At 44.1% G+C, this 20294-nt stretch carries 20 protein-coding genes and 1 tRNA gene; 16 read left to right on the top strand and 5 right to left on the bottom strand.

The window, feature by feature from the left end:
- Positions 1-2: 2 nt before the first annotated feature.
- Entirely contained in the window at positions 3-500 is a 498-nt protein-coding gene (locus tag ACOQOA_RS08545) for a GNAT family N-acetyltransferase (RefSeq protein WP_420548223.1), read from the bottom strand.
- 366 nt (positions 501-866) lie between these two features.
- On the opposite strand from ACOQOA_RS08545, the gene ACOQOA_RS08540 reads away from it, so the two are divergent.
- Genes ACOQOA_RS08540 through ACOQOA_RS08530 form a run of 3 tightly spaced genes read left to right on the top strand, consistent with a single transcriptional unit; the run spans position 867 to position 4458 of the window.
- Positions 867-2078, top strand: coding sequence for an ABC transporter substrate-binding protein (locus ACOQOA_RS08540; RefSeq protein ID WP_420548222.1), 1212 nt, complete (start codon positions 867-869; stop codon positions 2076-2078).
- 17 nt (positions 2079-2095) lie between these two features.
- Positions 2096-3826, top strand: a complete 1731-nt coding sequence (locus ACOQOA_RS08535) for an ABC transporter permease (protein WP_420548221.1) — start codon at positions 2096-2098, stop codon at positions 3824-3826.
- Positions 3826-4458: an ATP-binding cassette domain-containing protein gene (locus ACOQOA_RS08530; RefSeq protein WP_420548220.1), complete on the top strand. Its 633-nt coding sequence runs from the start codon at positions 3826-3828 to the stop codon at positions 4456-4458. Before ACOQOA_RS08535 ends, ACOQOA_RS08530 begins: the two co-directional genes overlap by 1 nt.
- Here the strand turns inward: ACOQOA_RS08530 and ACOQOA_RS08525 are convergent.
- Positions 4455-4880: a hypothetical protein gene (locus ACOQOA_RS08525; RefSeq protein WP_420548219.1), complete on the bottom strand. Its 426-nt coding sequence runs from the start codon at positions 4878-4880 to the stop codon at positions 4455-4457. The genes ACOQOA_RS08530 and ACOQOA_RS08525 overlap by 4 nt on opposite strands.
- 122 nt (positions 4881-5002) lie before the next feature.
- Positions 5003-6436: a metalloprotease TldD gene (tldD, locus tag ACOQOA_RS08520; protein ID WP_420548218.1), complete on the bottom strand. Its 1434-nt coding sequence runs from the start codon at positions 6434-6436 to the stop codon at positions 5003-5005.
- A 399-nt stretch (positions 6437-6835) separates the two neighbouring features.
- On the opposite strand from tldD, the gene ACOQOA_RS08515 reads away from it, so the two are divergent.
- The 11 genes from ACOQOA_RS08515 to ACOQOA_RS08465 all read left to right on the top strand — a co-directional run bounded on the left by ACOQOA_RS08515 (position 6836) and on the right by ACOQOA_RS08465 (position 16992).
- Positions 6836-8248 carry a DUF3422 family protein gene (locus ACOQOA_RS08515; RefSeq protein ID WP_420548217.1) on the top strand — a complete coding sequence of 471 codons (1413 nt, stop codon included), beginning with the start codon at positions 6836-6838 and terminating at the stop codon, positions 8246-8248.
- 363 nt (positions 8249-8611) lie between these two features.
- Positions 8612-9487 carry a cytochrome c oxidase subunit II gene (gene coxB, locus ACOQOA_RS08510; RefSeq protein ID WP_155157117.1) on the top strand — a complete coding sequence of 292 codons (876 nt, stop codon included), beginning with the start codon at positions 8612-8614 and terminating at the stop codon, positions 9485-9487.
- Between the two features lie 22 nt (positions 9488-9509).
- The gene (ctaD, locus tag ACOQOA_RS08505; RefSeq protein ID WP_155157119.1) at positions 9510-11114 is read left to right on the top strand and encodes a cytochrome c oxidase subunit I; all 1605 of its coding nucleotides are present in this window, start codon (positions 9510-9512) and stop codon (positions 11112-11114) included.
- A 144-nt stretch (positions 11115-11258) separates the two neighbouring features.
- Positions 11259-12215, top strand: coding sequence for a heme o synthase (locus tag ACOQOA_RS08500; RefSeq protein WP_420548216.1), 957 nt, complete (start codon positions 11259-11261; stop codon positions 12213-12215).
- 17 nt (positions 12216-12232) lie between these two features.
- Positions 12233-12379 (top strand): hypothetical protein, encoded by a 147-nt coding sequence (locus ACOQOA_RS08495; RefSeq protein ID WP_420548215.1) that lies wholly within the window; start codon positions 12233-12235, stop codon positions 12377-12379.
- A 39-nt stretch (positions 12380-12418) separates the two neighbouring features.
- Positions 12419-13036, top strand: a complete 618-nt coding sequence (locus ACOQOA_RS08490; RefSeq protein ID WP_420548214.1) for a cytochrome c oxidase assembly protein — start codon at positions 12419-12421, stop codon at positions 13034-13036.
- Positions 13037-13137: 101 nt separating this feature from the next.
- A complete protein-coding gene (locus ACOQOA_RS08485) occupies positions 13138-13983 on the top strand; it encodes a cytochrome c oxidase subunit 3 (protein WP_420548213.1) in 846 nt (281 codons plus the stop codon).
- Between the two features lie 45 nt (positions 13984-14028).
- Entirely contained in the window at positions 14029-14436 is a 408-nt protein-coding gene (locus ACOQOA_RS08480; RefSeq protein WP_420548212.1) for a DUF983 domain-containing protein, read from the top strand.
- Between the two features lie 47 nt (positions 14437-14483).
- Positions 14484-15197 (top strand): SURF1 family protein, encoded by a 714-nt coding sequence (locus ACOQOA_RS08475; RefSeq protein ID WP_420548211.1) that lies wholly within the window; start codon positions 14484-14486, stop codon positions 15195-15197.
- Positions 15198-15206: 9 nt separating this feature from the next.
- A complete protein-coding gene (gene argE, locus ACOQOA_RS08470) occupies positions 15207-16361 on the top strand; it encodes an acetylornithine deacetylase (protein ID WP_420548210.1) in 1155 nt (384 codons plus the stop codon).
- Positions 16362-16380: 19 nt separating this feature from the next.
- The gene (locus tag ACOQOA_RS08465) at positions 16381-16992 is read left to right on the top strand and encodes a hypothetical protein (RefSeq protein ID WP_420548209.1); all 612 of its coding nucleotides are present in this window, start codon (positions 16381-16383) and stop codon (positions 16990-16992) included.
- A gap of 61 nt (positions 16993-17053) precedes the next feature.
- Here the strand turns inward: ACOQOA_RS08465 and ACOQOA_RS08460 are convergent.
- A tRNA-Arg gene (locus ACOQOA_RS08460) sits at positions 17054-17130 on the bottom strand.
- Between the two features lie 489 nt (positions 17131-17619).
- Between ACOQOA_RS08460 and ACOQOA_RS08455 the strand changes: the two genes are divergently transcribed.
- Both ACOQOA_RS08455 and gpt read left to right on the top strand, forming a co-directional pair.
- Positions 17620-18744, top strand: coding sequence for a hypothetical protein (locus ACOQOA_RS08455; protein ID WP_420548208.1), 1125 nt, complete (start codon positions 17620-17622; stop codon positions 18742-18744).
- 177 nt (positions 18745-18921) lie between these two features.
- Complete coding sequence (gpt, locus tag ACOQOA_RS08450) at positions 18922-19416, top strand: xanthine phosphoribosyltransferase (protein WP_155157140.1); 495 nt, start codon at positions 18922-18924, stop codon at positions 19414-19416.
- Between the two features lie 117 nt (positions 19417-19533).
- On the opposite strand, the gene ACOQOA_RS08445 is transcribed toward gpt, so the two are convergent.
- The gene (locus tag ACOQOA_RS08445; RefSeq protein WP_420548207.1) at positions 19534-20292 is read right to left on the bottom strand and encodes a helix-turn-helix domain-containing protein; all 759 of its coding nucleotides are present in this window, start codon (positions 20290-20292) and stop codon (positions 19534-19536) included.
- Between the last annotated feature and the right edge of the window lie 2 nt (positions 20293-20294).

The following is a 20294-nucleotide window of genomic DNA, read 5'->3' as shown; positions in this document are numbered from 1 at the left end:
CGTTAGCGGGCAGCTGTTATCAGTCCCGATAATTTTGATAGATAACCTTTTTTAAACTCTAACCCCATAAAGGTTAGAGGTGCGACAGGGCCAGGGAGTTGAAGATTAGAAATGACATCTTCGTTATAACCGAATGGTTTATAATAGTCAGGACGCCCAATAATCAGCATCGCAGGATACCCCCCGGCTTTCACTTGGTCATGTCCGGCTTGAATAAGGCGTCTGCCTAGGCCTTGTCCCTGAAGGTCAGGTTTGACAGCCAGAGGCCCAAATAGAGGAATTGTCTCTCCATTAGGTAAAGTGACAGGCCAAAATCTGAGGGATCCAACTAAGTTGTCATTTTCGTCCTTTGCAGTCATGCAAAGTTGTTCATAGGCGTCAATACCGTCTCTGAACTGATAAACGGTTCTTGTCTTCCGATCTGTACCAAAACAGGTATCGATTAGTTGTGTGATGTCAGCTTTGTCAGTTAGATTTTCGGCTTGAAGGGTAATAGTCATAATTGCCTCTGATACTCTTTAAATTTTATCCACGCAGAGTTTCAGGGCAGGAATAATAAGGCCTGTTCTCTACGACATGCAGAAACGAACGGCGGATGCGATCCGGCGTCGTTCATTGCTTCGTCGTCGTAGGTTTAAACTTGTAAGGCCCACTTTGGTCTTCCCGAAAGAAAATTTAAAATATCAATAATTGGCTTCTATCCTGCAAATTCAGATCCGGCAAGATAGAAAATAACAAAATGTGATTTTATTCATCGTCGATCTGAAATCACATTTACGTGTGATTACAAACTAGCGGCTGACAATCTTTACTTATGTCTGTAGGAAAATCAGTGTATAAGAAGAAAGTTAATAGTGAGGCAGAATATGCGTAATTTCTTTCAAAGACTGGCTGCACCTGTCGTGGCGGGGATGGTTTCTCTAACGGCTTTAACCGGAACTAGTTTTGCGGAACAATGGGAAAAAACAGTTGTTTTGGCAGAAGGCCAAAAAGTTTACTGGAATGCTTGGGGTGGAAGCGAGACCTATAATAACTATATCAATTGGGTTGCAGACCGTGTTGAGGAAGACTACGGCATTGAATTAATTCATGTGAAGTTAACAGATACTGCCGATGCTGTACGCCGTGTTTTGGCGGAAAAATCGGCGGGGCGCGATGAAAATGGAAGCATTGATTTAATCTGGATTAATGGTGAGAATTTCCGCCAAATGAAAGAAAACGGATTATTATTTGGTCCTTTTGTTGAGAATCTTCCAAATTTCAAATTGATTGATACAGATGAAAAGCCGTCCACTATTTTGGACTTTACCCTGCCAACAGATGGATATGAATCTCCATGGGGAATGGCACAATTGATTTTTATTCATGATCAGGCGCGTGTGCCAAATCCGCCAAAGAGTATGTCGGCTTTTATGGAATATGCAAAGGCAAATCCAGGTCGTGTCACTTATCCCGCTTTACCTGATTTCACAGGTACAACCTTCATGAAACAAGTTTTATATGAGGTATCTGATAATCCATCTCGACTATTGGCAGATGCGGGTAGCGAGTTTGATCAGGAAACAGAGAAGCTTTGGGCTTGGCTAGATGAAATTCGCCCTTATCTATGGCGTGAAGGCAAGCAATTCCCCAAGAATGGCGCGGAGATGATCCAGCTTTTGGATGATGGGGAAATTGATTTTGCCTATTCCTTTAATGTGGGAAGCGCATCTAATGCGATACAGGAAGGTAAATTACCTGAAACAGCACGTAGCTTTGTGATGGAAAATGGCACGATCGGCAATACCCATTTCGTTGCGATCCCATATAACTCAGCGCATAAACAGGCTGCACAGGTTGTGGCGAATTTCTTGATGTCACCAGAAGCACAAGCCCGTAAGCAAAACCCTGAATATTGGGGTGAAATTACGGTTCTTTCAATGTCTTTACTGGATGAAGATAGCAAGGCGCGTTTCAATAATATTCCGCGTCATGAAGCAACATTATCCAATGATGAATTGGGGAAAAGTTTATCTGAACCTCATTCAAGCTGGATGACAATGATTGAGGCTGAATGGCTCTCAAAATTCGGTAGTTAGACAACAATAATTTTTAGATGCGGTTCCTCAAGGATTTATTCTCACCGGACTATTTTCCAACTTTTCCGGTACTGGTTTTAGGCTTGTTCCTGATACCTGTTGTCGCGGGTATCTTGGGGAGCCTTTTACCTGCATTGGGTTATTTTCCAGCTTTAGGCAGCCATAGCTTTTCTTTAGATGTCTGGGAAAGGTTTTGGTCTTACCCTGCTGTTAATGGTGCTGTATTCCGGTCTTTCTTTATTGGTATTATTGCCACCTTTTTGGCGTTTGCATTCTGCCAGCTGATTTGTGCCTGTTTCTATCAGACAAAGATATTCGATAGAATCCTGCGTGGATTAAGTCCGATATTATCGATACCACATGTTTCTTTAAGTTTAGGTCTGGTGTTTTTGTTGGCGCCGTCTGGTTGGATTTTACGCCTTCTATCGCCTGAATTCACAGGCTTTGATCGCCCGGTGCCTGTTTCCTTTTTTCCTGATGTTTATGGCGGAAGTCTGATCGTCGCCTTACTTGTGAAAGAAATACCATTTTTGTTGATTATGACGCTTGGGGCCATGAATGAAATACCCGTAAACCGGGGACTTCGTGTTATGCGTGGGCTCGGCTATGGGCGTTTGATGGGGTGGTCAAAGGCAATATTGCCTCAGATATATGGTCGAATGCGTTTACCAGTTTTGGCTGTTTTGGTGTTTTCTGTATCTGTTGTTGATATGGCAATTATTTTATTGCCTTCAAACTCGCCCAATCTGGGTATTCTGGTGCTGCGTTGGTTCAATGATGGAGATTTGTCATTTCAATATCTAGCCGCAATGGGGGCAATGATACAGATGGTAATTGCTTTCACCGCAGTTCTAGTTTGGATTATGTTGGAACAGTTAGGTAAGTTTTGGTTATCTAAATCAGTGATGCACGGGCAACGCTATGTTTTCTCGTCACGTTTGGTTGAGGGCGGTGTTGCAAAGATCATGCGTGGATTTTCCGGTTTGGTATTTTTGCTAGGTGCGTTTTCGGTTGTCATTTTGTTTGTCTGGTCTTTCGCAGGACGTTGGAAATATCCGGATGCCTTACCGTCTTTATGGACAATAAAATACTGGTCACGTCATTTAGACGGTGTTGGGGACGCCTTATGGCATACTATCTGTCTTGGTTTGTTTTCTACTCTCCTGTCATTAATTCTTGTTATCGGTTGTTTGGAAACACAACAAGATCAGCGAAAACGCTTTGTTTATGCCATGCAGATGTTGATTTACATTCCTTTACTTGTGCCTCAATTAGCTTTCCTTTTTGGTGTACAACTTTTTACGCTGACGTTGCATTTGGATGGTGTTTATATCGGGGTAGTTTGGTCGCATCTTCTATTTGTGCTTCCCTATATGTATCTTTCTTTACAAGGGCCCTATTCTAACCTGGACTCACGTTACATTCATACGGCTAAGGTATTGGGACAAGATCGTCTTCGCATTTTGTTTAAGATTAAATTACCTATGTTATTACGCCCAATTCTTATTGCATTTGCGATTGGTTTTGCCGTGAGTATAGCCCAATATCTGACCACTTTATTTATGGGTGCGGGGCGCATCGAAACATTGACCACAGAGGCGGTCGCACTTAGTAGTGGAAGTGATCGTCGGGTCATCGGTATTTATGCATTTGTACAGGCGATTTTGCCTTTTATTATCTTTGGCATTGCGACAATCTTACCAAAATGGATATTTGCAAACCGCCTTGGCATGTTAGGGGAGCGTTGATGAGCTTGCGCCTAGAAGATGTTCAGATTAAATTGGACGAGCAATCTTTATTTGATCCGATTTCCTGTCTCGTCAAAGATGGGCAATGCCTGACGTTGATGGGACCATCAGGTGCTGGCAAATCTAGCCTGTTGGATTATATCGGTGGCGGTTTATCGCGCGATTTTACAGCGTTTGGTAAAGTTTATGTGGATGACGTCTCAGTGGAAAGATGGCCTGCTGAGACACGCCGCATCGGCATTTTATATCAAGATGATTTACTTTTTCCGCATATGAATGTGGCGCAGAATTTAAGCTTGGGTATTCCAGCTGAAATCAAAGGTATTGAGCGTAAATTACGGATTAAGCAAGCTTTGAAAGATGCAAATCTTGAAGGATTTGAAAAACGCGACCCTGCACGTCTATCTGGCGGTCAAAGGGCGCGAGTCAGTTGTATGCGGATGTTGTTATCAGAACCACGCGCTTTGTTGTTGGATGAGCCGTTTTCTAAGCTAGATCAGGAGTTACGGGAACGTTTTCGCGGCTTTGTGTTTGGTAGGGCCAAAGACTTAAAGCTGCCCGTCATTATGGTGACTCACGATCCTGCGGACGCAAAGGCAGCTAATGGCCCTGTTATTGAAATTGGAACCTAGTGTTTTACGGCGGCCTTCTCGCCATCCACAATCAGCGTCTTGCTGATTTTATGTTCATGCCCATTGTCATCTTTGGCCCAATATTCAAAGGTGATTTCATCTTCCCCTTGGCGTGTGGCCACATGATGATTGTTTTGGGTAAGCTTTCCATAAGCTTCCACTTCATATTCAACAAAGGCATCAACACAGGTCTTTTTGGATTCAACACAAATTTTGCCACGGGTGATCATTAAATCAATGCCATTCGTTTCACGGAAAACACGGGTATGACTAAAAACCTGTCGACCATCTTTCACCGAAAACGAAATATCAAGAATATCCAAAAGCAGATTTGCCTTTGGGCTGTCCTTACTTTCTGTGTCATCACAGGCAGATAAAGTAAGTAATAAGATAATACTGCAAAAGACCGAAGCTAATCGCATCTAGTTAAAGCCTTATATAATCAATCAGATAGCCCCTCTGATTTAGAAGTATTATATAAAGCTATATCTAGATAGCAATTCAGATTTGGGAAAAAGACTGTTTTGGACAAGGACGGCCAAATTTAAGCCGCTGTTCCACCAACAGTTAAATCGTCAAGACGCAAGGTTGGCTGGCCCACGCCAACAGGTACACCTTGTCCATCTTTACCACATGTACCAACACCCGGATCCAGTTTCATATCATTCCCGATCATTGAAATACGTGTCAGGGCATCAGCACCGCTACCAATCAAAGTCGCACCTTTCACAGGGGCACCCAGTTTACCATTTTCAATTTTGTAGGCTTCTGTGCAGGAGAATACAAATTTACCATTTGTAATATCCACCTGTCCGCCGCCAAAATTCACAGTGAAAATACCATCTTTCACGGATTCAAGAATTTCTTGTGGATCGCGATCACCGCCTAGCATGTATGTGTTTGTCATACGTGGAATTGGCATATGAGCATGAGATTGACGACGACCGTTACCGGTTGGTTCAACCCCCATCAGACGTGCATTCATGCGGTCTTGCATAAAGCCTTTTAGAATACCATCTTCGATTAACACGTTACGTCCTGCTGGTGTGCCTTCATCATCAATGGTGATAGAGCCGCGACGATCAGGAATGGTGCCATCATCCACCACAGTCACGCCCGGTGCTGCTACACGTTCCCCAAGTAAGCCTGAGAAAACAGAAGTTTTCTTGCGATTGAAATCACCTTCCAACCCATGACCAACAGCTTCATGCAATAAAATACCAGGCCAGCCCGGTCCAAGAACAACGGTTGTTTCCCCAGCGGGTGCAGCAACAGAATCAAGATTTACAACGGCTTGACGTAACGCTTCGTCTACCGCGCCCTGCCAATGATCAGGGGTGACGAATAGATCATAGTTGGAACGACCACCAGACCCATGGCTGCCACTTTCCATGCGGTCACCTTGTTCCACAACCACAGAAACATTTACACGTACCATCGGACGAATATCCGCTAGATGTAATCCACCCGGACGCAAGATATGCACTGCTTGCCAACTACCACCGATACTAGCGCTGACCTGTTTGACGCGCGGGTCTTTGTCACGGGCATAGGCATCCATTTGATGCAAAAGATCGACCTTATTTTCAAAAGTCATGTTACCCAAGGGATTGTCATCAGTATAAAGCGCTTGATTTGTGGCGCGTGGTGCATCTGCCAATGTGCCTGAATGACCAGATTTTACAGCTTTCACCGCATCAGCTGCACGTAAAAGGCCTGCTTCGCTCATATCGGATGAATGGGCGAAACCGGAAACTTCTCCTGAAACAGCGCGTAAACCGAAGCCTTGGGAGGTGTCATAACTTGCACTACGGATACGCCCATCTTCAAAAACAATATTTTCAGATTGTTTATATTCTAAAAACAACTCACCATCATCTGCACCGTTTAAGGTGTCATTCACGATGGATTCCGCGCGTGCTTTATCTAATTCGCCGTCGGTGAAAAAAATAGAGTCGGTTTTAGAGACGTCAGACATTCCTGTATCCTTTTATTCTATCTTCCATAATTTTATTGTATCTGTTGATGACTTATCTTGGCCCAGTAACTAAAAAGAAGCTGGTTCTTGTAGTGGAAACAGTATTAATCGTTAGATTAAAAACTGTTTTTATCAAAAGATAACAATCATAAGAAAATAGATGTGCTATGAATTGTTTATTTGAAGACTAACCTATTTGGTATCGAAGCCCAGAACAAGAGAAATATAGGGCTCAAGGCCAGCAAAACAATGCAATAGAAGTCTTCGATAATAACTTATGTGGTGCCTAGCATGAATAAGGTCAATATCTGCCAAATTAAATAGAAGCAGACAGGGCCGCACAAAATTAAAGGGAAAGTTCCGGGCAGAGAGATAATTCTGACTTCCGGATGTAATTAAATGGGCAAAGAGATGGAAGCAGTCGAAAAAGAAATCGAGATCAGTATGGCAGAGGTGAATGTGGATGATAGTTCCATGCCGCAAACCGATTTATTAGCCAAATTGGATCACCCCTATCGGTATGAACTAACCAATGAATTGCATGCACGTCCGTTTGAGCGGATTGAGGCCCCTGCAAAGGCAACCTTTTATGCCATGACCTCTGGTGAGGGCGGGGCGAAAAGGGACCGTGCCCATGTAAAAGAACTATGTGCCCGCATGGGGGTAAATCCGCCTTCAGATAGCAGTAACCACTTCTCTGCTGATTTCGGCGCGTTTCGTTTACGCTGGGAACGTCATTCGGAATTTTCCACTTATACATTCCTTGTAGAGGGTGAATTTGTCGATCCGTTTTCCTATATGCCGGTCAGTAAAGTGCCTGCGGATTGGTTGCAATCCTTACCAGGTGAACGCATCGTTGCGGTTCATGTGGCCTTCATGGGGGCTGAGAAAGAAGTACCGGATGAGAAAACCATGCGTAAATGGCTGGCCCGTGGATGTTTGGTAACCAGTAATATTGCCAGTGATGAAGCACAGGTCTGGACTGATTTCCAAATTCATGGAGATGGACATAGTCGCGTCTTGATTAAAAACCGTGAATTGAACGGCTGGAAAGCGGGCCGCGTCTTGCAACGTGTTTTAGAAGTTATGACTTATTCCAACATGGCCTTGATGACATTGCCTCTGGCGCGAAAAGCAGCGGCTCAAATGGTGCATATGGACGCGGCTTTAGCGAGTTTAACATCTCGCATTGCGCAAAACGAAGATGGCGAAGAACAAGAACCTGATAGTGATTATGACGGCGAAATTCTGGCTCAGCTGACAGGGCTGTCAGCGCATCTTGAACGGTTATCTTCTTCGACTGTTTATCGATTGACGGCGTCCCGCGCATATTATGCGATTGTAGAAGATCGGCTTAAAGAATTAAACGAAGGTCGCATTGCAGGTTTCCAACAGGTTGGGGAATTTCTGGACCGTCGTTTGGCTCCCGCGATGCGTACCTGTGTTTCCGTGGAAGATCGCCTGTCTGAATTATCACGACGAACAACTCGTGCGGCGAATTTATTGCGCACGCGCGTTGATTTCGCGCTGGAAGAACAAAACCAACAACTTCTTTCTACTATGGCTCGTCGATCTAAGTTGCAGCTTCGCCTACAAGAAACCGTGGAAGGTCTCTCTGTCGCAGCCATTACCTATTACGCGGTCGGTTTGGTTGGCTATCTGGCCAAAGCTGTAAAATCAACGGGTCTTCCTGTCAGTATTGAAATGATACAAGGGGCAGCTATTCCAGTGATCGCGGTGGGTGTTTGGCTTGCAGGCCGTAAGCTTCGCAAAACCATCATTGGGTCCGAAGAGGATGATACGACGAATTAAACTTTGTTAGTTAATTTGTCATTTTTGAAGATTAAAAACAGGGGTGCGACACCGTGTCACACCCCTGTTTTCATGTGTTAGCGACATGTCAAAAAATTGATATAAATCAATAGATTGGGGTGTGTTTTCAGGCCATGCTGCAGCGCGAAATAAAAAATCAATGATTTTCAGCTACTTGTAGTTCTTTTCATAATCTTTATGATTTCACTCGGTTTATTAGGGGCGAACTGCGTCTACTGCCCGCATTTCTAGAATTTAGTGAATGCGGATGTGATGACAAGGAACGCCAAATCAGTCCGGGACAGGGGAAGAGGGGAAATCTTACCTGCTTCTGTCCACCAAAATTGTAAGGATGGGGACATAATGAAAGCGATTACGCGGAAGCTAGGTCAACTAGGTGTGGCGACAGGTACTGTTGCTGCAGGTCTTGTTGGAATGGCGAGTATGGCGCTAGCTGCTGATCCAGTGAAATGGCAGTTGGGCCTAAGCGAGCCGGTTGATCCGGCAGCGGTTGATCAAATTTGGTTTCACGATGATATCTTGATGCCATTGATCACTGCAATTTCTGTTTTTGTATTGGTGTTGTTGATTTGGGTGTGCATTCGTTTTAACTCAAAAGCGAACCCGACACCAAGTAAGACAACACATCACGTATTGTTAGAAGTGGCTTGGACCATGTTGCCGATTTTGATCTTGGCAGCTTTGGCTTTCCCGTCTCTTCGTTTGCTTTACAAATCTGATGATGTTTCCGAAGCCGATATGACCATCAAGATTATTGGTCACCAATGGTATTGGGAATATGAATATCCGGATGATGGCGGTTTTGCCTTTGATTCTTTTATCGAAGCACGCACATTTGAAGAAGCAGAAGAAAAAGGCGTGAAACGTTTGATGGATGTGGACAACGCAATGGTTGTTCCAACTGGTAAAAACGTACGCTTAGTGATGACATCTGCAGACGTGATTCACAACTGGGCGGTATCTGAACTTGGTGTTCGTATGGATACAGTACCTGGTCGTTTGAACGAAGAAGGCTTTATTATTCCGGAAGGTAAAGAAGGTATCTATTACGGGTTCTGTTCAGAGCTTTGTGGTAAAGACCACGCTTTCATGCCAATCGCGGTTAAAGCTGTAACACAAGCTGAATATGCACAATGGGTGAAACAAGCTCAGGCTGAATATGCAGCTTTGGATATTAATAATGAACAGCCAGCTAGCAAACTAGCTGAGTTGGATTAAGGTTAGGGTAGGGAGAAAAGTTATGAGTACAGCAACTCACGCCCACGACCACGATCATGGCCCAACTGGCTGGAAACGCTGGGTTTATTCTACAAACCACAAAGATATCGGTACTTTGTATCTGATCTTCTCTGTTGTTGCTGGTTTGATCGGTGGTGCATTCTCCGTTTATATGCGGATGGAATTGCAAGACCCAGGTGTACAATACATGTTGGATGCTGACGGCAATGCCGATGGCCATCTATGGAACGTGGTTGTAACCGCCCATGGTTTGATCATGGTATTCTTTGTGGTAATGCCAGCGGTAATCGGTGGCTTCGGTAACTGGTTTGTGCCGTTGATGATCGGTGCGCCGGATATGGCTTTCCCACGTATGAATAACATCAGTTTCTGGTTGATCGTACCAGCTTTCGTATTGTTGCTTCTTTCAGCAGTAATCGGCGGCGGTGCAGGTACCGGCTGGACAGTTTATCCACCTCTCTCATCGACGCTAGGCCATCCGGGTGCGGCTGTTGATATGGCGATCTTTGCCCTCCATTTGGCGGGTGTAAGTTCTATTTTGGGTGCGATTAACTTCATCACAACAATCTTCAACATGCGTGCACCAGGCATGACATTACACAAAATGCCATTGATGGCATGGTCTGTATTGATCACAGCCTTCTTGCTTGTATTGTCCCTACCTGTATTGGGCGGTGCGATTACCATGTTGTTGACAGACCGTAATTTCGGCACAGCCTTCTTCAATCCTGAAGGTGGTGGTGACCCGATTTTGTATCAGCATTTGTTCTGGTTCTTTGGTCATCCAGAAGTATACATCATGATTTTGCCGGGCTTCGGTATCATTTCCCATATTATTTCTACCTTCTCCCGCAAGCCGGTATTCGGTTATTTGGGGATGGCATATGCGATGGTTGCGATTGGTTTCGTAGGTTTCGTGGTATGGGCTCACCATATGTATACAGTTGGTCTTGACGTTGATACACGTGCATACTTCACAGTGGCAACCATGGTTATTGCGGTTCCAACAGGGGTGAAAATTTTCTCTTGGATTGCGACCATGTGGGGCGGTTCCATCCGCTTTACATTGCCAATGCTTTGGGCGATTGCCTTTATCTTCCTATTCACCGTTGGTGGTGTAACAGGTGTGGTATTGGCGAATGGCGGTATGGATTTGCAAATGCATGATACATATTATGTGGTTGCTCACTTCCATTACGTATTGTCCTTGGGTGCGTTATTCGCGATCTTCGCGGGTATCTATTACTGGATGGGTAAGATGTCTGGTCGTCAGATCCCGACAGTTGCAGGTCATATTCACTTCTGGACAACATTCATTGGTGTGAACTTGATCTTCTTCCCACAACATTTCTTAGGCTTAGCAGGCATGCCACGTCGTTACATTGATTATGCTGACGGTTTGGCTGGTTGGAACGCTGTTTCTTCCTATGGTGCTTATCTAACCTTCGCTTCTTCCATCTTCTTCGTGTTCTTGATGATTTACACATTGAAGGCTGGTAAGCGCGTTGGTGATAACTATTGGGGCGAAGGCGCAACCACATTGGAGTGGACAGTATCTTCCCCTCCACCGGTGCATTGCTTCAATGACCTACCACGTGTGAAGTAAAAATTAACAGCTGCCCCGTTATGGAACTTGGAATGAAAGTTTTGGGGATTTTCAAAAGAAGTAACGAGGCAGCCTTAATTTTACGACGTGAAAAGATTTAGATGTTGTTTATAGAAAAATAATAAATTCGAAATGGGATTGAATATGTCAGATACGGCATTGGATATTACGGAAACAAAAGAAAATGACGCGACGGACTATGTTGCCCGCGCAGGTCATTATCCAGCTGAGGTGAAAGATTATGTGGCTTTGTTAAAGCCACGTGTGATGTCCCTTGTTGTGTTTTCCGGGATGGCAGGTTTGTTGGTAGCACCGGGCGAAATGCATCCGTTGTTGGCAGCGGTTGCAATCCTTTGCATTGCTGTTGGTTCTGGTGCTGCTGGGGCAATTAATATGTGGTATGACCGCGATATTGATCTGGTCATGGCACGTACAAAGGATCGTCCAATTCCAGCGGGCAAAATGAACCCTGACGAAGCTTTAAGCTTTGGTGTTATTTTGTCTTTTGCGTCTGTATTTTTGATGGCTGTTGCCGTGAATTACGTGGCTGCGGCTCTGTTGGCAGGTGCAATTCTTTTCTATGTGTTCATTTATACCATGTGGCTAAAACGTTCCACCCCGCAAAATATTGTGATCGGTGGGGCGGCTGGTGCTTTCCCGCCGATGATTGGATGGGCGGCAGTCACCGTTGATGTCTCATGGGAGCCAATTGTACTCTTTTCTTTGATTTTCCTTTGGACGCCGCCGCATTTCTGGGCGTTGGCATTGTTCCGTTGCAAGGATTATGCAAAGGCAGGCGTACCAATGTTGCCAGTTGTATCTGGTGAAGAAACAACCAAGAAGCAGATGTTATTTTATACATTAACTCTGTTCCCAATCGCCGCTGCGCCAACTTTCCTTGGCTTTGCTGGTTGGATTTACTTTACTGTTTCTTTGGCATTGAACCTTGTCTTCTTGGCAGCCGCAATTGCTGTTATGCGGGAAGATGGTGAAAAGACCGAATATAAGCAAGCCAAACGCATGTTTGGTTTCTCAATCCTATACCTATTTATGCTGTTTGCCGTGTTGGTGATGGACAGCCCGAATACATTATGGGGGTAAATATGGAGGCTACGATCATGAACGATCAAGTACAAGAAACTGAAGACGAAAAAGCAGATCGTGCGAAACGTCTACGTCAAAAGAATATTGTTCTAGGCTTGGCTTTGGTTGGATTTATTGTTTTGCTTTATATGGTGTCCTACGTTCGTATCACGAGCCTCTAGGATAGATTTGAAAGCGTTTTTTAGGTGAAAGTTCATTCGATGACTGTTGATTCTGATAAAATGGCACAAAGAAACAAACGTGTTGCGATATACACGGTTCTATCTGTGTGTTTTATGGTGGGATTAACTTATGCATCTGTTCCTCTTTATGATTTGTTTTGTCGTGTAACCGGTTATGGTGGCACAACCCAACAAGCTGAAGAAGCATCAGATGTGGTCTTGGATCGTGACGTAACCATTCGATTTGATGCAAGTACCAACGCGGCGTTGCCGTGGGAATTTGATCCGGTACAGCTCAAAATCGAGATGAAGGTTGGTCAAAATGGTGTTGCTTTTTATCGGGCTAAAAATACCAGTGACGAAATCATCAAAGGGACTGCAACTTTCAATGTAACACCGCAGAAAGCGGGGCCATATTTCGTAAAAGTCGATTGTTTCTGTTTTACAGAACAAGTGCTTAGACCCGGGGAAGAAGTTGATATGCCGGTTGAATTCTATGTCGACCCGGAAATCGCTGAAGACCCACATATGGACGACATTAAAACAATTACCTTGTCTTATACTTTCTTCCGCCTCGAAGAGGAGGAGGAAGACGAAGTACAAGATACGGTCGAAAACAAGAATGGGATTTCTCCTGTTACCGCAGATGCGGGATAGGAAGATCCTTCTGGTGAACCGCCAAACTGGTGCTGAGGGAATTTCTGGAAACAGAAATCAGATATCCGGTAAGGCAAAATTATAGAAAGGGATGGGGGATTATGAGCGCAGAAAATCACGCCCCGAACCATGATTATCATTTGGTTGATCCGAGCCCATGGCCATTCGTTGGCTCTTGGTCCGGTTTCGTTTTGGCATTTGGTGCCGTTTGGTATTTCCACCCGGATATCATGTTGCCAGGTCTTGAAAGCCTGGGCGCATGGAAGATTCTTCCAGGTGTGTTGCTAGTTCTATACACAATGTATGGCTGGTGGCGCGATGTGATCCGCGAAGGTAACGAAGGCCATCATAAACCAGTTGTGCAATTGGCAATGCGTTATGGTATGAGCCTGTTTATTGCATCTGAAGTTATGTTCTTCGTAGCTTTCTTCTGGGCATATTTTGATATTGCTTTCTACTTTGATGAAGTTGCACAAGTTCTTCGTGTGGAAGCAACAGGTGGTGAATGGCCACCAGTAGGTGTTGAAACATTCAATGCTTGGGATTTGCCATTCATGAATACACTGATTTTGCTTTTATCTGGTTGTACCGTGACATGGGCGCATCATGCGTTGCGTGAAGGTCATCGCGAGCAAGTTATCAATGCCTTGACTATCACAGTTCTTCTAGGTCTTTGCTTTACGGCATTACAGGCATATGAGTATGGTCATGCTACATTTGGTTTTGGCGATGGCATTTATTCTTCTGTATTCTACATGGCGACAGGCTTCCATGGTTTCCACGTAATCGTTGGTACTATCTTCCTGGCTGTATGTTTATTCCGTGCGAAAAAAGGCGCTTTCACACCAACATCTCATTTCGGTTTTGAAGCAGCTGCATGGTATTGGCATTTTGTCGACGTTGTATGGTTGTTCCTGTTTGTGGCTGTTTATTGGATGGGTGGTTAATCCGTTCATAGAACTTCAAACAGTTCCTAGAGAAAGGATATAGATATGGATAAGGCGACTGGTGAATCCCCTTCTGATTTTCCGCCACAATCGCCTTTTCATGTTGCTATTCGATGCCTCTGTCCACGTTGTGGGCGGGGGCGTCTCTTTATTAAATATTTGAAAATGGCAGATCGTTGTGATCATTGCGATCTGGACTTTACCAAAGCCAATGTTGGGGATGCTGCTGTTCCCTTTATTATGTTACTTGTTGGTTTTATTGGGGTTGGGCTTGGTGTCTGGCTTCAATTTAAATTTGATTCACCTTTCTGGATTCAGATTGTGGTTACCTTCCCGGTTATTATCGCGTTGACTTTGTGGCTCCTTCAGCCCTCCAAAGCATTATTTTTTGCGTTGGAATATAAACAAAAAGCTGGTGAAGAAGGCCGAAATACCTTTGACGCAGAGGATTAATCCGCCTATCAATATCTAAATTATTTATTTGGGTATTTTGGTGGACCATGCGATTTCAATTTAAACTTATTCCAACCCTGATGGCAGTTCCTGCCCTTATCATTATTTTTGGTTTATGCTTCTGGCAGGTGCAACGCCTGCAATGGAAAAATGACCTTATTGATAAAATGATATCCCGTGCCAATTCCCCTGCGGCTGAATTACCGGCAGGCAGTCTGGATGAAGAGGATACGGAATTTCGTCCTTTCACGGTACGTGGTATTTTTGATCATGAGCATGAAATATATTTGGTGAACCGTTCTTTGAATGGGAATCCGGGGGTGCATGTTCTAACCCCATTGGTGCGCGAAGATGGTCAGGGCGCGATCTTGGTGAACCGCGGTTGGGCCCCATTTGAAGATGGGCGTGACAAAAAAGAAAATCGCGTTGCAGGCTTGGTAGGTGGCATACAGGAAGTGTCCGGCTTGCTGCGTTTCCCTAAGGGCCGAAATATGTTTATTCCAGATAATGATCTAACCAAAAATGTGTGGTTCTATATTGATATGGAACAGGCAAAAGAAGCTGTCGGTTATGATCTTGCTGATTATTATCTTCTTTCTGCGGATGATCAGGTGCCGGGTGGGTTCCCGATTGGGAAGCAATGGCATTTGAAACTGGCCAATAATCATCTGCAATATGCGATTACATGGTTTAGTCTTGGCATCACTTTGTTAGTGATCTTCTTGTTGTTTAGTCGTAAAAAAGAAGAAACAGAAGAATAGAGGGGCATTATGGGTGACATCTATACCAGCCGTGAAATGATTGAAAAACTTATCGGCTTTAATACAACATCTTCCTTAAGTAATCTGCCATTGATCGAATTTGTGGAGGATTATCTAAAAAGCCATGGTGTCGAAAGCCAACGCGTTTATAACGAAGATAAAAGTAAAGCAAATTTATATGCGACTGTTGGCCCTAAAACAGAGGGCGGTGTTGTGTTATCCGGTCATACGGATGTCGTCCCTGTTGAAGGACAGCCTTGGGATACGGACCCTTGGTCGATTGTTGAAAAAGAAGGCAAGCTTTACGGTCGTGGCACCTGTGATATGAAAAGTTTCTCAGCGATCGGCTTGGCTTTAGTACCAGAGATGTTGAAAGCCAATTTGAAGAAACCAATTCATTTTGCGTTGAGTTACGATGAAGAAGTTGGTTGTGTTGGGGCGCCAGCCATGATTTCTGAGATGGCAGAACTACTCCCTAAATCTCACGCGGTAATTGTTGGTGAACCAACGGATATGAAGATTACAAACGCGCATAAGGGTATCTTAGGCTTGCGCACACATATTCGTGGGCATGAAGTACATTCCTCGCAAGTGGAACGTGGCGTGAGTGCTGTTATGATCGGTGCGAAGCTTGTGAATTTTATCACCGAGATGATGGCCGAAAATAAAGCCGCTGCAGACACTAGTTTGGAATTTGATCCACCTTATTCAACATTAACAGTTGGTGTGATAAATGGTGGCACTGCGGGTAATATCATTGCACGCGATTGCGAGTTTGAATGGGATATTCGGACCATGCCGGGGGATGATCCGCATCAGTTTGTGAAGCGTTTCCGTGACTATTGTGAGACCCTTATTCCGGATATGAAGAAGATCTCTGATGATTGCGATATTGTTACTGTTATTGAATCAGAGGTACCTGCTCTATGCCCCGAAGAAGACGGAGCAGCCGATGCATTGGTGCGTCAATTAACCGGGCAAAACACCACGCAAGTTGTGCCTTATGCTGCCGAAGCTGGACAATTCCAAGAAGCAGGATATTCGACAATTATTTGTGGGCCTGGTTCCATTGATCAAGCACATCAACCCAATGAATTTATTGAAATTTCACAAGTGGAATTGTGTGAGAAAATGTTACGTCGCTTGATTGAGGTGCAGGCATAAAGACTTAGGGGGGAGCCATATGAAGCCGAATGAACGTCATCAAAGACGATCAACTGCGATCCGTAAGACAATGGATGCGGTTTCTAAAACTATGGCTCAACCTCATGCTGTTGACGTCATTGATACGGCAAAAGAATATTTGATTGAATTAGCAAAGAAATCAGAGCTTTTCCCATACGAAGATTTCCCCATTCCTGAAAAAGCGAATGAAACGCTTTATAAGATTTTTTCTGATGAAGATGGACAGAATGCATTATATGTTTATGTAACTAGATCTGGGGGTGTGTATCGCCCTCATGATCATGGCAAGGCTTGGGCGATTATCGCGGGTGTTCACGGGCATGAACGTCATTACTTTTATGAACGCAAAGATGGTGATTTAACGGAAGGGCCAGCAGAGCTAGTCAATAAAGGCAGCGTTGTTGTCGGGCCTGGTAGTGCAGCTTCATGCATGACGCGTGGTATTCATTCTATTGAGCATATTGATCACCAACCGTTTTTACATCTTCATTGTTACGGGTATGAATTTGAACAGCAAGATACGCGTCTTGAATACGATCTCGATAAAGGAATAGCTGTCTATAGTAACGATGTAGGGAAAATCCTTGATATGCCGCTATCGGATGAATAGGTAGAAAAGTTTGAAATAGGCTTAAAAAGCAGAAAACCCCGAAGCAAGCTTCGGGGTTTTTTGGCGCGCCCGGAAGGATTCGAACCTCCGACCATCTGATTCGTAGTCAGGTACTCTATCCAGCTGAGCTACGGGCGCATATTGTTTGGAGAAGCATTGTTCTCTCGACGGGCGCTTATGTACTGTTTCCTGATGGCTTTGGCAACCCCTGAAACTGAAAAAAGTTAAATTTATTTTACAAAAATTTCAAAATCATTGGAAAACCGTCAAAAATATATTTCTGGCTAGGATAGAAGGCGTTGCTTTTTTGCATCAATTGATCGGCCCCAAGTTAAATTTTTGGAATAAAATCAAATAAACAGGTGGTTGAAGCTTGCGATTATCTGTTAAAAAAGCTTAAACTGTTTTGACTTAGACGGTAAATATGTTACAGCATCGTCAAAGTTATCTTAGGGGGCGATCAATATTTGTCATGATTTCAGAATCGTGCGATGTTGTTTCGCTTGCATTTGAGTAAACAAATTTGAAGGATGGCAGCTTGTTAGATTGCAATCTTTTCTCCTTCGGATTAGTTTATGAATTAAGCATTGGGTAAAGTCATTGAATAATAAAAGGCAGTCTTGGGGCATGGGTGTTTCAAAGAAATTAGCCGTTAGTGCGAGTTTAGCATTGTTTTTGTCAGGTTGTGGATCTTTATGGTCTGACGAAGGTGCGTCTTCTGCGGCAACAACTTCTAGTTCGACAACACAAACATCAACAGTTGCTCCGGCGCCGGCTCCGGCCCCTGTTGCAAATACAACAACTGCTGCGGCACCGACATATGCGGCGGCTGGTGAGCCTGTTACCTTCGTGGGTGACAAAGTTGATGAAATGGCAGGCGATCTTGGTAAGTTACAAGATCAAGTTGCTGGGCTTCAAGGTCGTTTAGGTTCCATCCAGATGGATGCTGAAAAGGGATCTGATGATTATCATGCATTATTAGGCATGATCACAGCGCGCCTACAGCGCGGATCAACACCAGGTAACCCAATCTTGGTTGACCAATGGAATCAGGCACAAATTGAGCTTGAACAAGTTGCAGAAACAATTCCGCAAATGACAAAATTGTCTAATGACGCTGCTGACTCTGCTGCTTTCGGGCAGTATTTGTTGAGCGCGGTACAGGCGACATATGGTTTAAGTGGTGCGGTTGAATCTGACCATGTACGTTTGGAAGTCCTAGAAGATGATGTCCTTCAGACAATGGTGATAATTGATCGTTTGATGACTGATCTGTCGCAGGACATGAACCGTCAAAACATCTATGTGAATAATGAACGTCAAAATATGACAACATTATCCTTGGCGATTAAAAATGGTGAGTTGTATGGTTCAAGCCTTGCAACACGCGCTTTCACACAGACAGAGACTCTGGCACGTGCAGAAGCACAGTCTTCTGTACCAAAAGCCTCTGATCGCCCGTTGGTTATCATTCGTTTTGATCGTCCAAATGTGCAATATCAACAAGCATTATATAATGCTGTAAGTCAGGCGTTATCTCGTAAGCCGACAGCGACCTTTGATTTGGTTGCAATCAGCCCTCAACGCGGTACAGCAGCACAGATCGCTTTGAATGCATCTGCAGCTAAACGTAATGGTGAAGCTGTTCTTCGCTCCTTACGTGATATGGGTGTGCCAAGTGGCCGTGTTCAAATGTTGGCACAAGAAAGCCCAAGTGCAACAGCAAATGAAGTTCACTTATATGTTCATTAAAGCATGATGTAATTGTCATTTGCTTAAAAGAGCATTTTGAAAGGTTTATCCTTTCTAAAAGAATATATAGCCCGGTTGTCCCTAAGGATGCCGGGCTAACTCTATAAAATACTAATTGGTTTGGAATTTCGGAATTCCCCTGTTCCGATAAAAATAAAGTCGATAAAGGAAGAAATTATGGCTGACAATTATCGTATGGATTTCCCAGTATCTTGGGATGAATTACATCGCAATGCCCGCGCTTTGGCATTTCGCTTACAAGAAAAAGGCCCGTTTAAAGGTATCGTGGCAATCACTCGTGGTGGCTTGGTGCCAGCGGCGATTATTTCCCGTGAACTGAACATTCGTTTGATCGATACGGCTTGTGTGGCATCTTATGATCACAAAGATCTCGGGACTTCTGCTGTAATGAAAGAAGTTGTTGCCACAGAAGATGGTGAAGACTGGTTGATCATTGATGATTTGGTAGACACAGGTACCACAGCAAAAGTTGTACGTGAAATGCTTCCAAAAGCGCATTTCGCAACTGTTTATGCAAAACCTGCTGGTCGCCCAATGGTGGATACATTTATCACTGAAGTATCCCAAGACACATGGATCTATTTCCCGTGGGATATGGACCTTGGTTATGCACAACCAATCGCCGAACGAAATGTGAAGATTAAGGACTGATCTTTGATTGGCTATATCTTTCGAAAAGGGCGGCTTTTTAGTCGCCCTTTTGTTTAGACAAAATAAAACCGGGCATAACAGCCCGGTCTAATATTACAATTTCAGAAGTGATGTTTTCTAAAGTCCTTCTGAATGGTCTTCTAATTCCTCAAGATCATTCAGATGGATCATGCTTCCTTCTTGTAAGCGAATAACGCGATCTCGTTTTAAGTTCGTGAAAGTCCGGCTGACGGTTTCGGTTGTGAGGCCAAGATAGTCACCGATATCTGCACGACTCATCGGTACATAAATAGGTGTCGCTGCCTCGCCACGTTTTTCTGCGCGCTTGGAAAGAGTCAGAAGGAAGCTACAAAGTTTTTCTTTAGCTGTCTTGCGACCTAAAAGTAACATTTGTTCTTGTGCCATTTCCAATTCATTGGATGCCATATTCAGCATCTGCTTGGAAAGTTTGGCGTGCTTATCCACCATTTCTTCCAATTCTGTGCGGCGGAAGCGGCAAAGAGTCGTTTTATTCACGGATTCTGCGGAATAGACATAATTGTCTTTCATCGCAATACCTAAAAAATCGCCTGCAAAGAGGAAACCAGTGATCTGACGTCGACCATCCGCGAGCAGCTTGTATAATTTAACTGCGCCACCAGTGACATTAAATAGAAACTCGGCAGGTTCTTTTTCATCAATAATTGGTGCACGCGCGGGAACTTCTAGATGCGTCACAATCGCATCAAGCTCTTCTAATTCTTGATTGTTGAGGCAATTGCAAAAAGACAGATTCCGAACCGTGCAATCAGCGCAAGGATTCGAACGCGCTAATTTTTCATCAGCATTGAGGGAATCGTCAAAAATGCGGGTTTTGCCAGCAGCCGTAATACCCATAA

Origin of the sequence: Curvivirga sp. (assembly GCF_965219885.1) — a bacterium.
Classification (GTDB): Bacteria; Pseudomonadota; Alphaproteobacteria; order UBA8366; family Aestuariispiraceae; genus Curvivirga.
The sequence above is the reverse complement of the archived record's forward strand: the minus strand, read 5'-3'. Positions and strand labels throughout refer to the sequence as shown.

Bases quoted from the DNA above. Each gene is read 5' to 3' on its own strand.
- ACOQOA_RS08545 (WP_420548223.1), bottom strand. From the start codon at position 500: ATGACTATTACCCTTCAAGCCGAAAATCTAACTGACAAAGCTGACATC.
- ACOQOA_RS08540 (WP_420548222.1), top strand. From the start codon at position 867: ATGCGTAATTTCTTTCAAAGACTGGCTGCACCTGTCGTGGCGGGGATG.
- ACOQOA_RS08535 (WP_420548221.1), top strand. From the start codon at position 2,096: ATGCGGTTCCTCAAGGATTTATTCTCACCGGACTATTTTCCAACTTTT.
- ACOQOA_RS08530 (WP_420548220.1), top strand. From the start codon at position 3,826: ATGAGCTTGCGCCTAGAAGATGTTCAGATTAAATTGGACGAGCAATCT.
- ACOQOA_RS08525 (WP_420548219.1), bottom strand. From the start codon at position 4,880: ATGCGATTAGCTTCGGTCTTTTGCAGTATTATCTTATTACTTACTTTA.
- tldD (WP_420548218.1), bottom strand. From the start codon at position 6,436: ATGTCTGACGTCTCTAAAACCGACTCTATTTTTTTCACCGACGGCGAA.
- ACOQOA_RS08515 (WP_420548217.1), top strand. From the start codon at position 6,836: ATGGGCAAAGAGATGGAAGCAGTCGAAAAAGAAATCGAGATCAGTATG.
- coxB (WP_155157117.1), top strand. From the start codon at position 8,612: ATGAAAGCGATTACGCGGAAGCTAGGTCAACTAGGTGTGGCGACAGGT.
- ctaD (WP_155157119.1), top strand. From the start codon at position 9,510: ATGAGTACAGCAACTCACGCCCACGACCACGATCATGGCCCAACTGGC.
- ACOQOA_RS08500 (WP_420548216.1), top strand. From the start codon at position 11,259: ATGTCAGATACGGCATTGGATATTACGGAAACAAAAGAAAATGACGCG.
- ACOQOA_RS08495 (WP_420548215.1), top strand. From the start codon at position 12,233: ATGAACGATCAAGTACAAGAAACTGAAGACGAAAAAGCAGATCGTGCG.
- ACOQOA_RS08490 (WP_420548214.1), top strand. From the start codon at position 12,419: ATGACTGTTGATTCTGATAAAATGGCACAAAGAAACAAACGTGTTGCG.
- ACOQOA_RS08485 (WP_420548213.1), top strand. From the start codon at position 13,138: ATGAGCGCAGAAAATCACGCCCCGAACCATGATTATCATTTGGTTGAT.
- ACOQOA_RS08480 (WP_420548212.1), top strand. From the start codon at position 14,029: ATGGATAAGGCGACTGGTGAATCCCCTTCTGATTTTCCGCCACAATCG.
- ACOQOA_RS08475 (WP_420548211.1), top strand. From the start codon at position 14,484: ATGCGATTTCAATTTAAACTTATTCCAACCCTGATGGCAGTTCCTGCC.
- argE (WP_420548210.1), top strand. From the start codon at position 15,207: ATGGGTGACATCTATACCAGCCGTGAAATGATTGAAAAACTTATCGGC.
- ACOQOA_RS08465 (WP_420548209.1), top strand. From the start codon at position 16,381: ATGAAGCCGAATGAACGTCATCAAAGACGATCAACTGCGATCCGTAAG.
- ACOQOA_RS08455 (WP_420548208.1), top strand. From the start codon at position 17,620: ATGGGTGTTTCAAAGAAATTAGCCGTTAGTGCGAGTTTAGCATTGTTT.
- gpt (WP_155157140.1), top strand. From the start codon at position 18,922: ATGGCTGACAATTATCGTATGGATTTCCCAGTATCTTGGGATGAATTA.
- ACOQOA_RS08445 (WP_420548207.1), bottom strand. From the start codon at position 20,292: ATGGGTATTACGGCTGCTGGCAAAACCCGCATTTTTGACGATTCCCTC.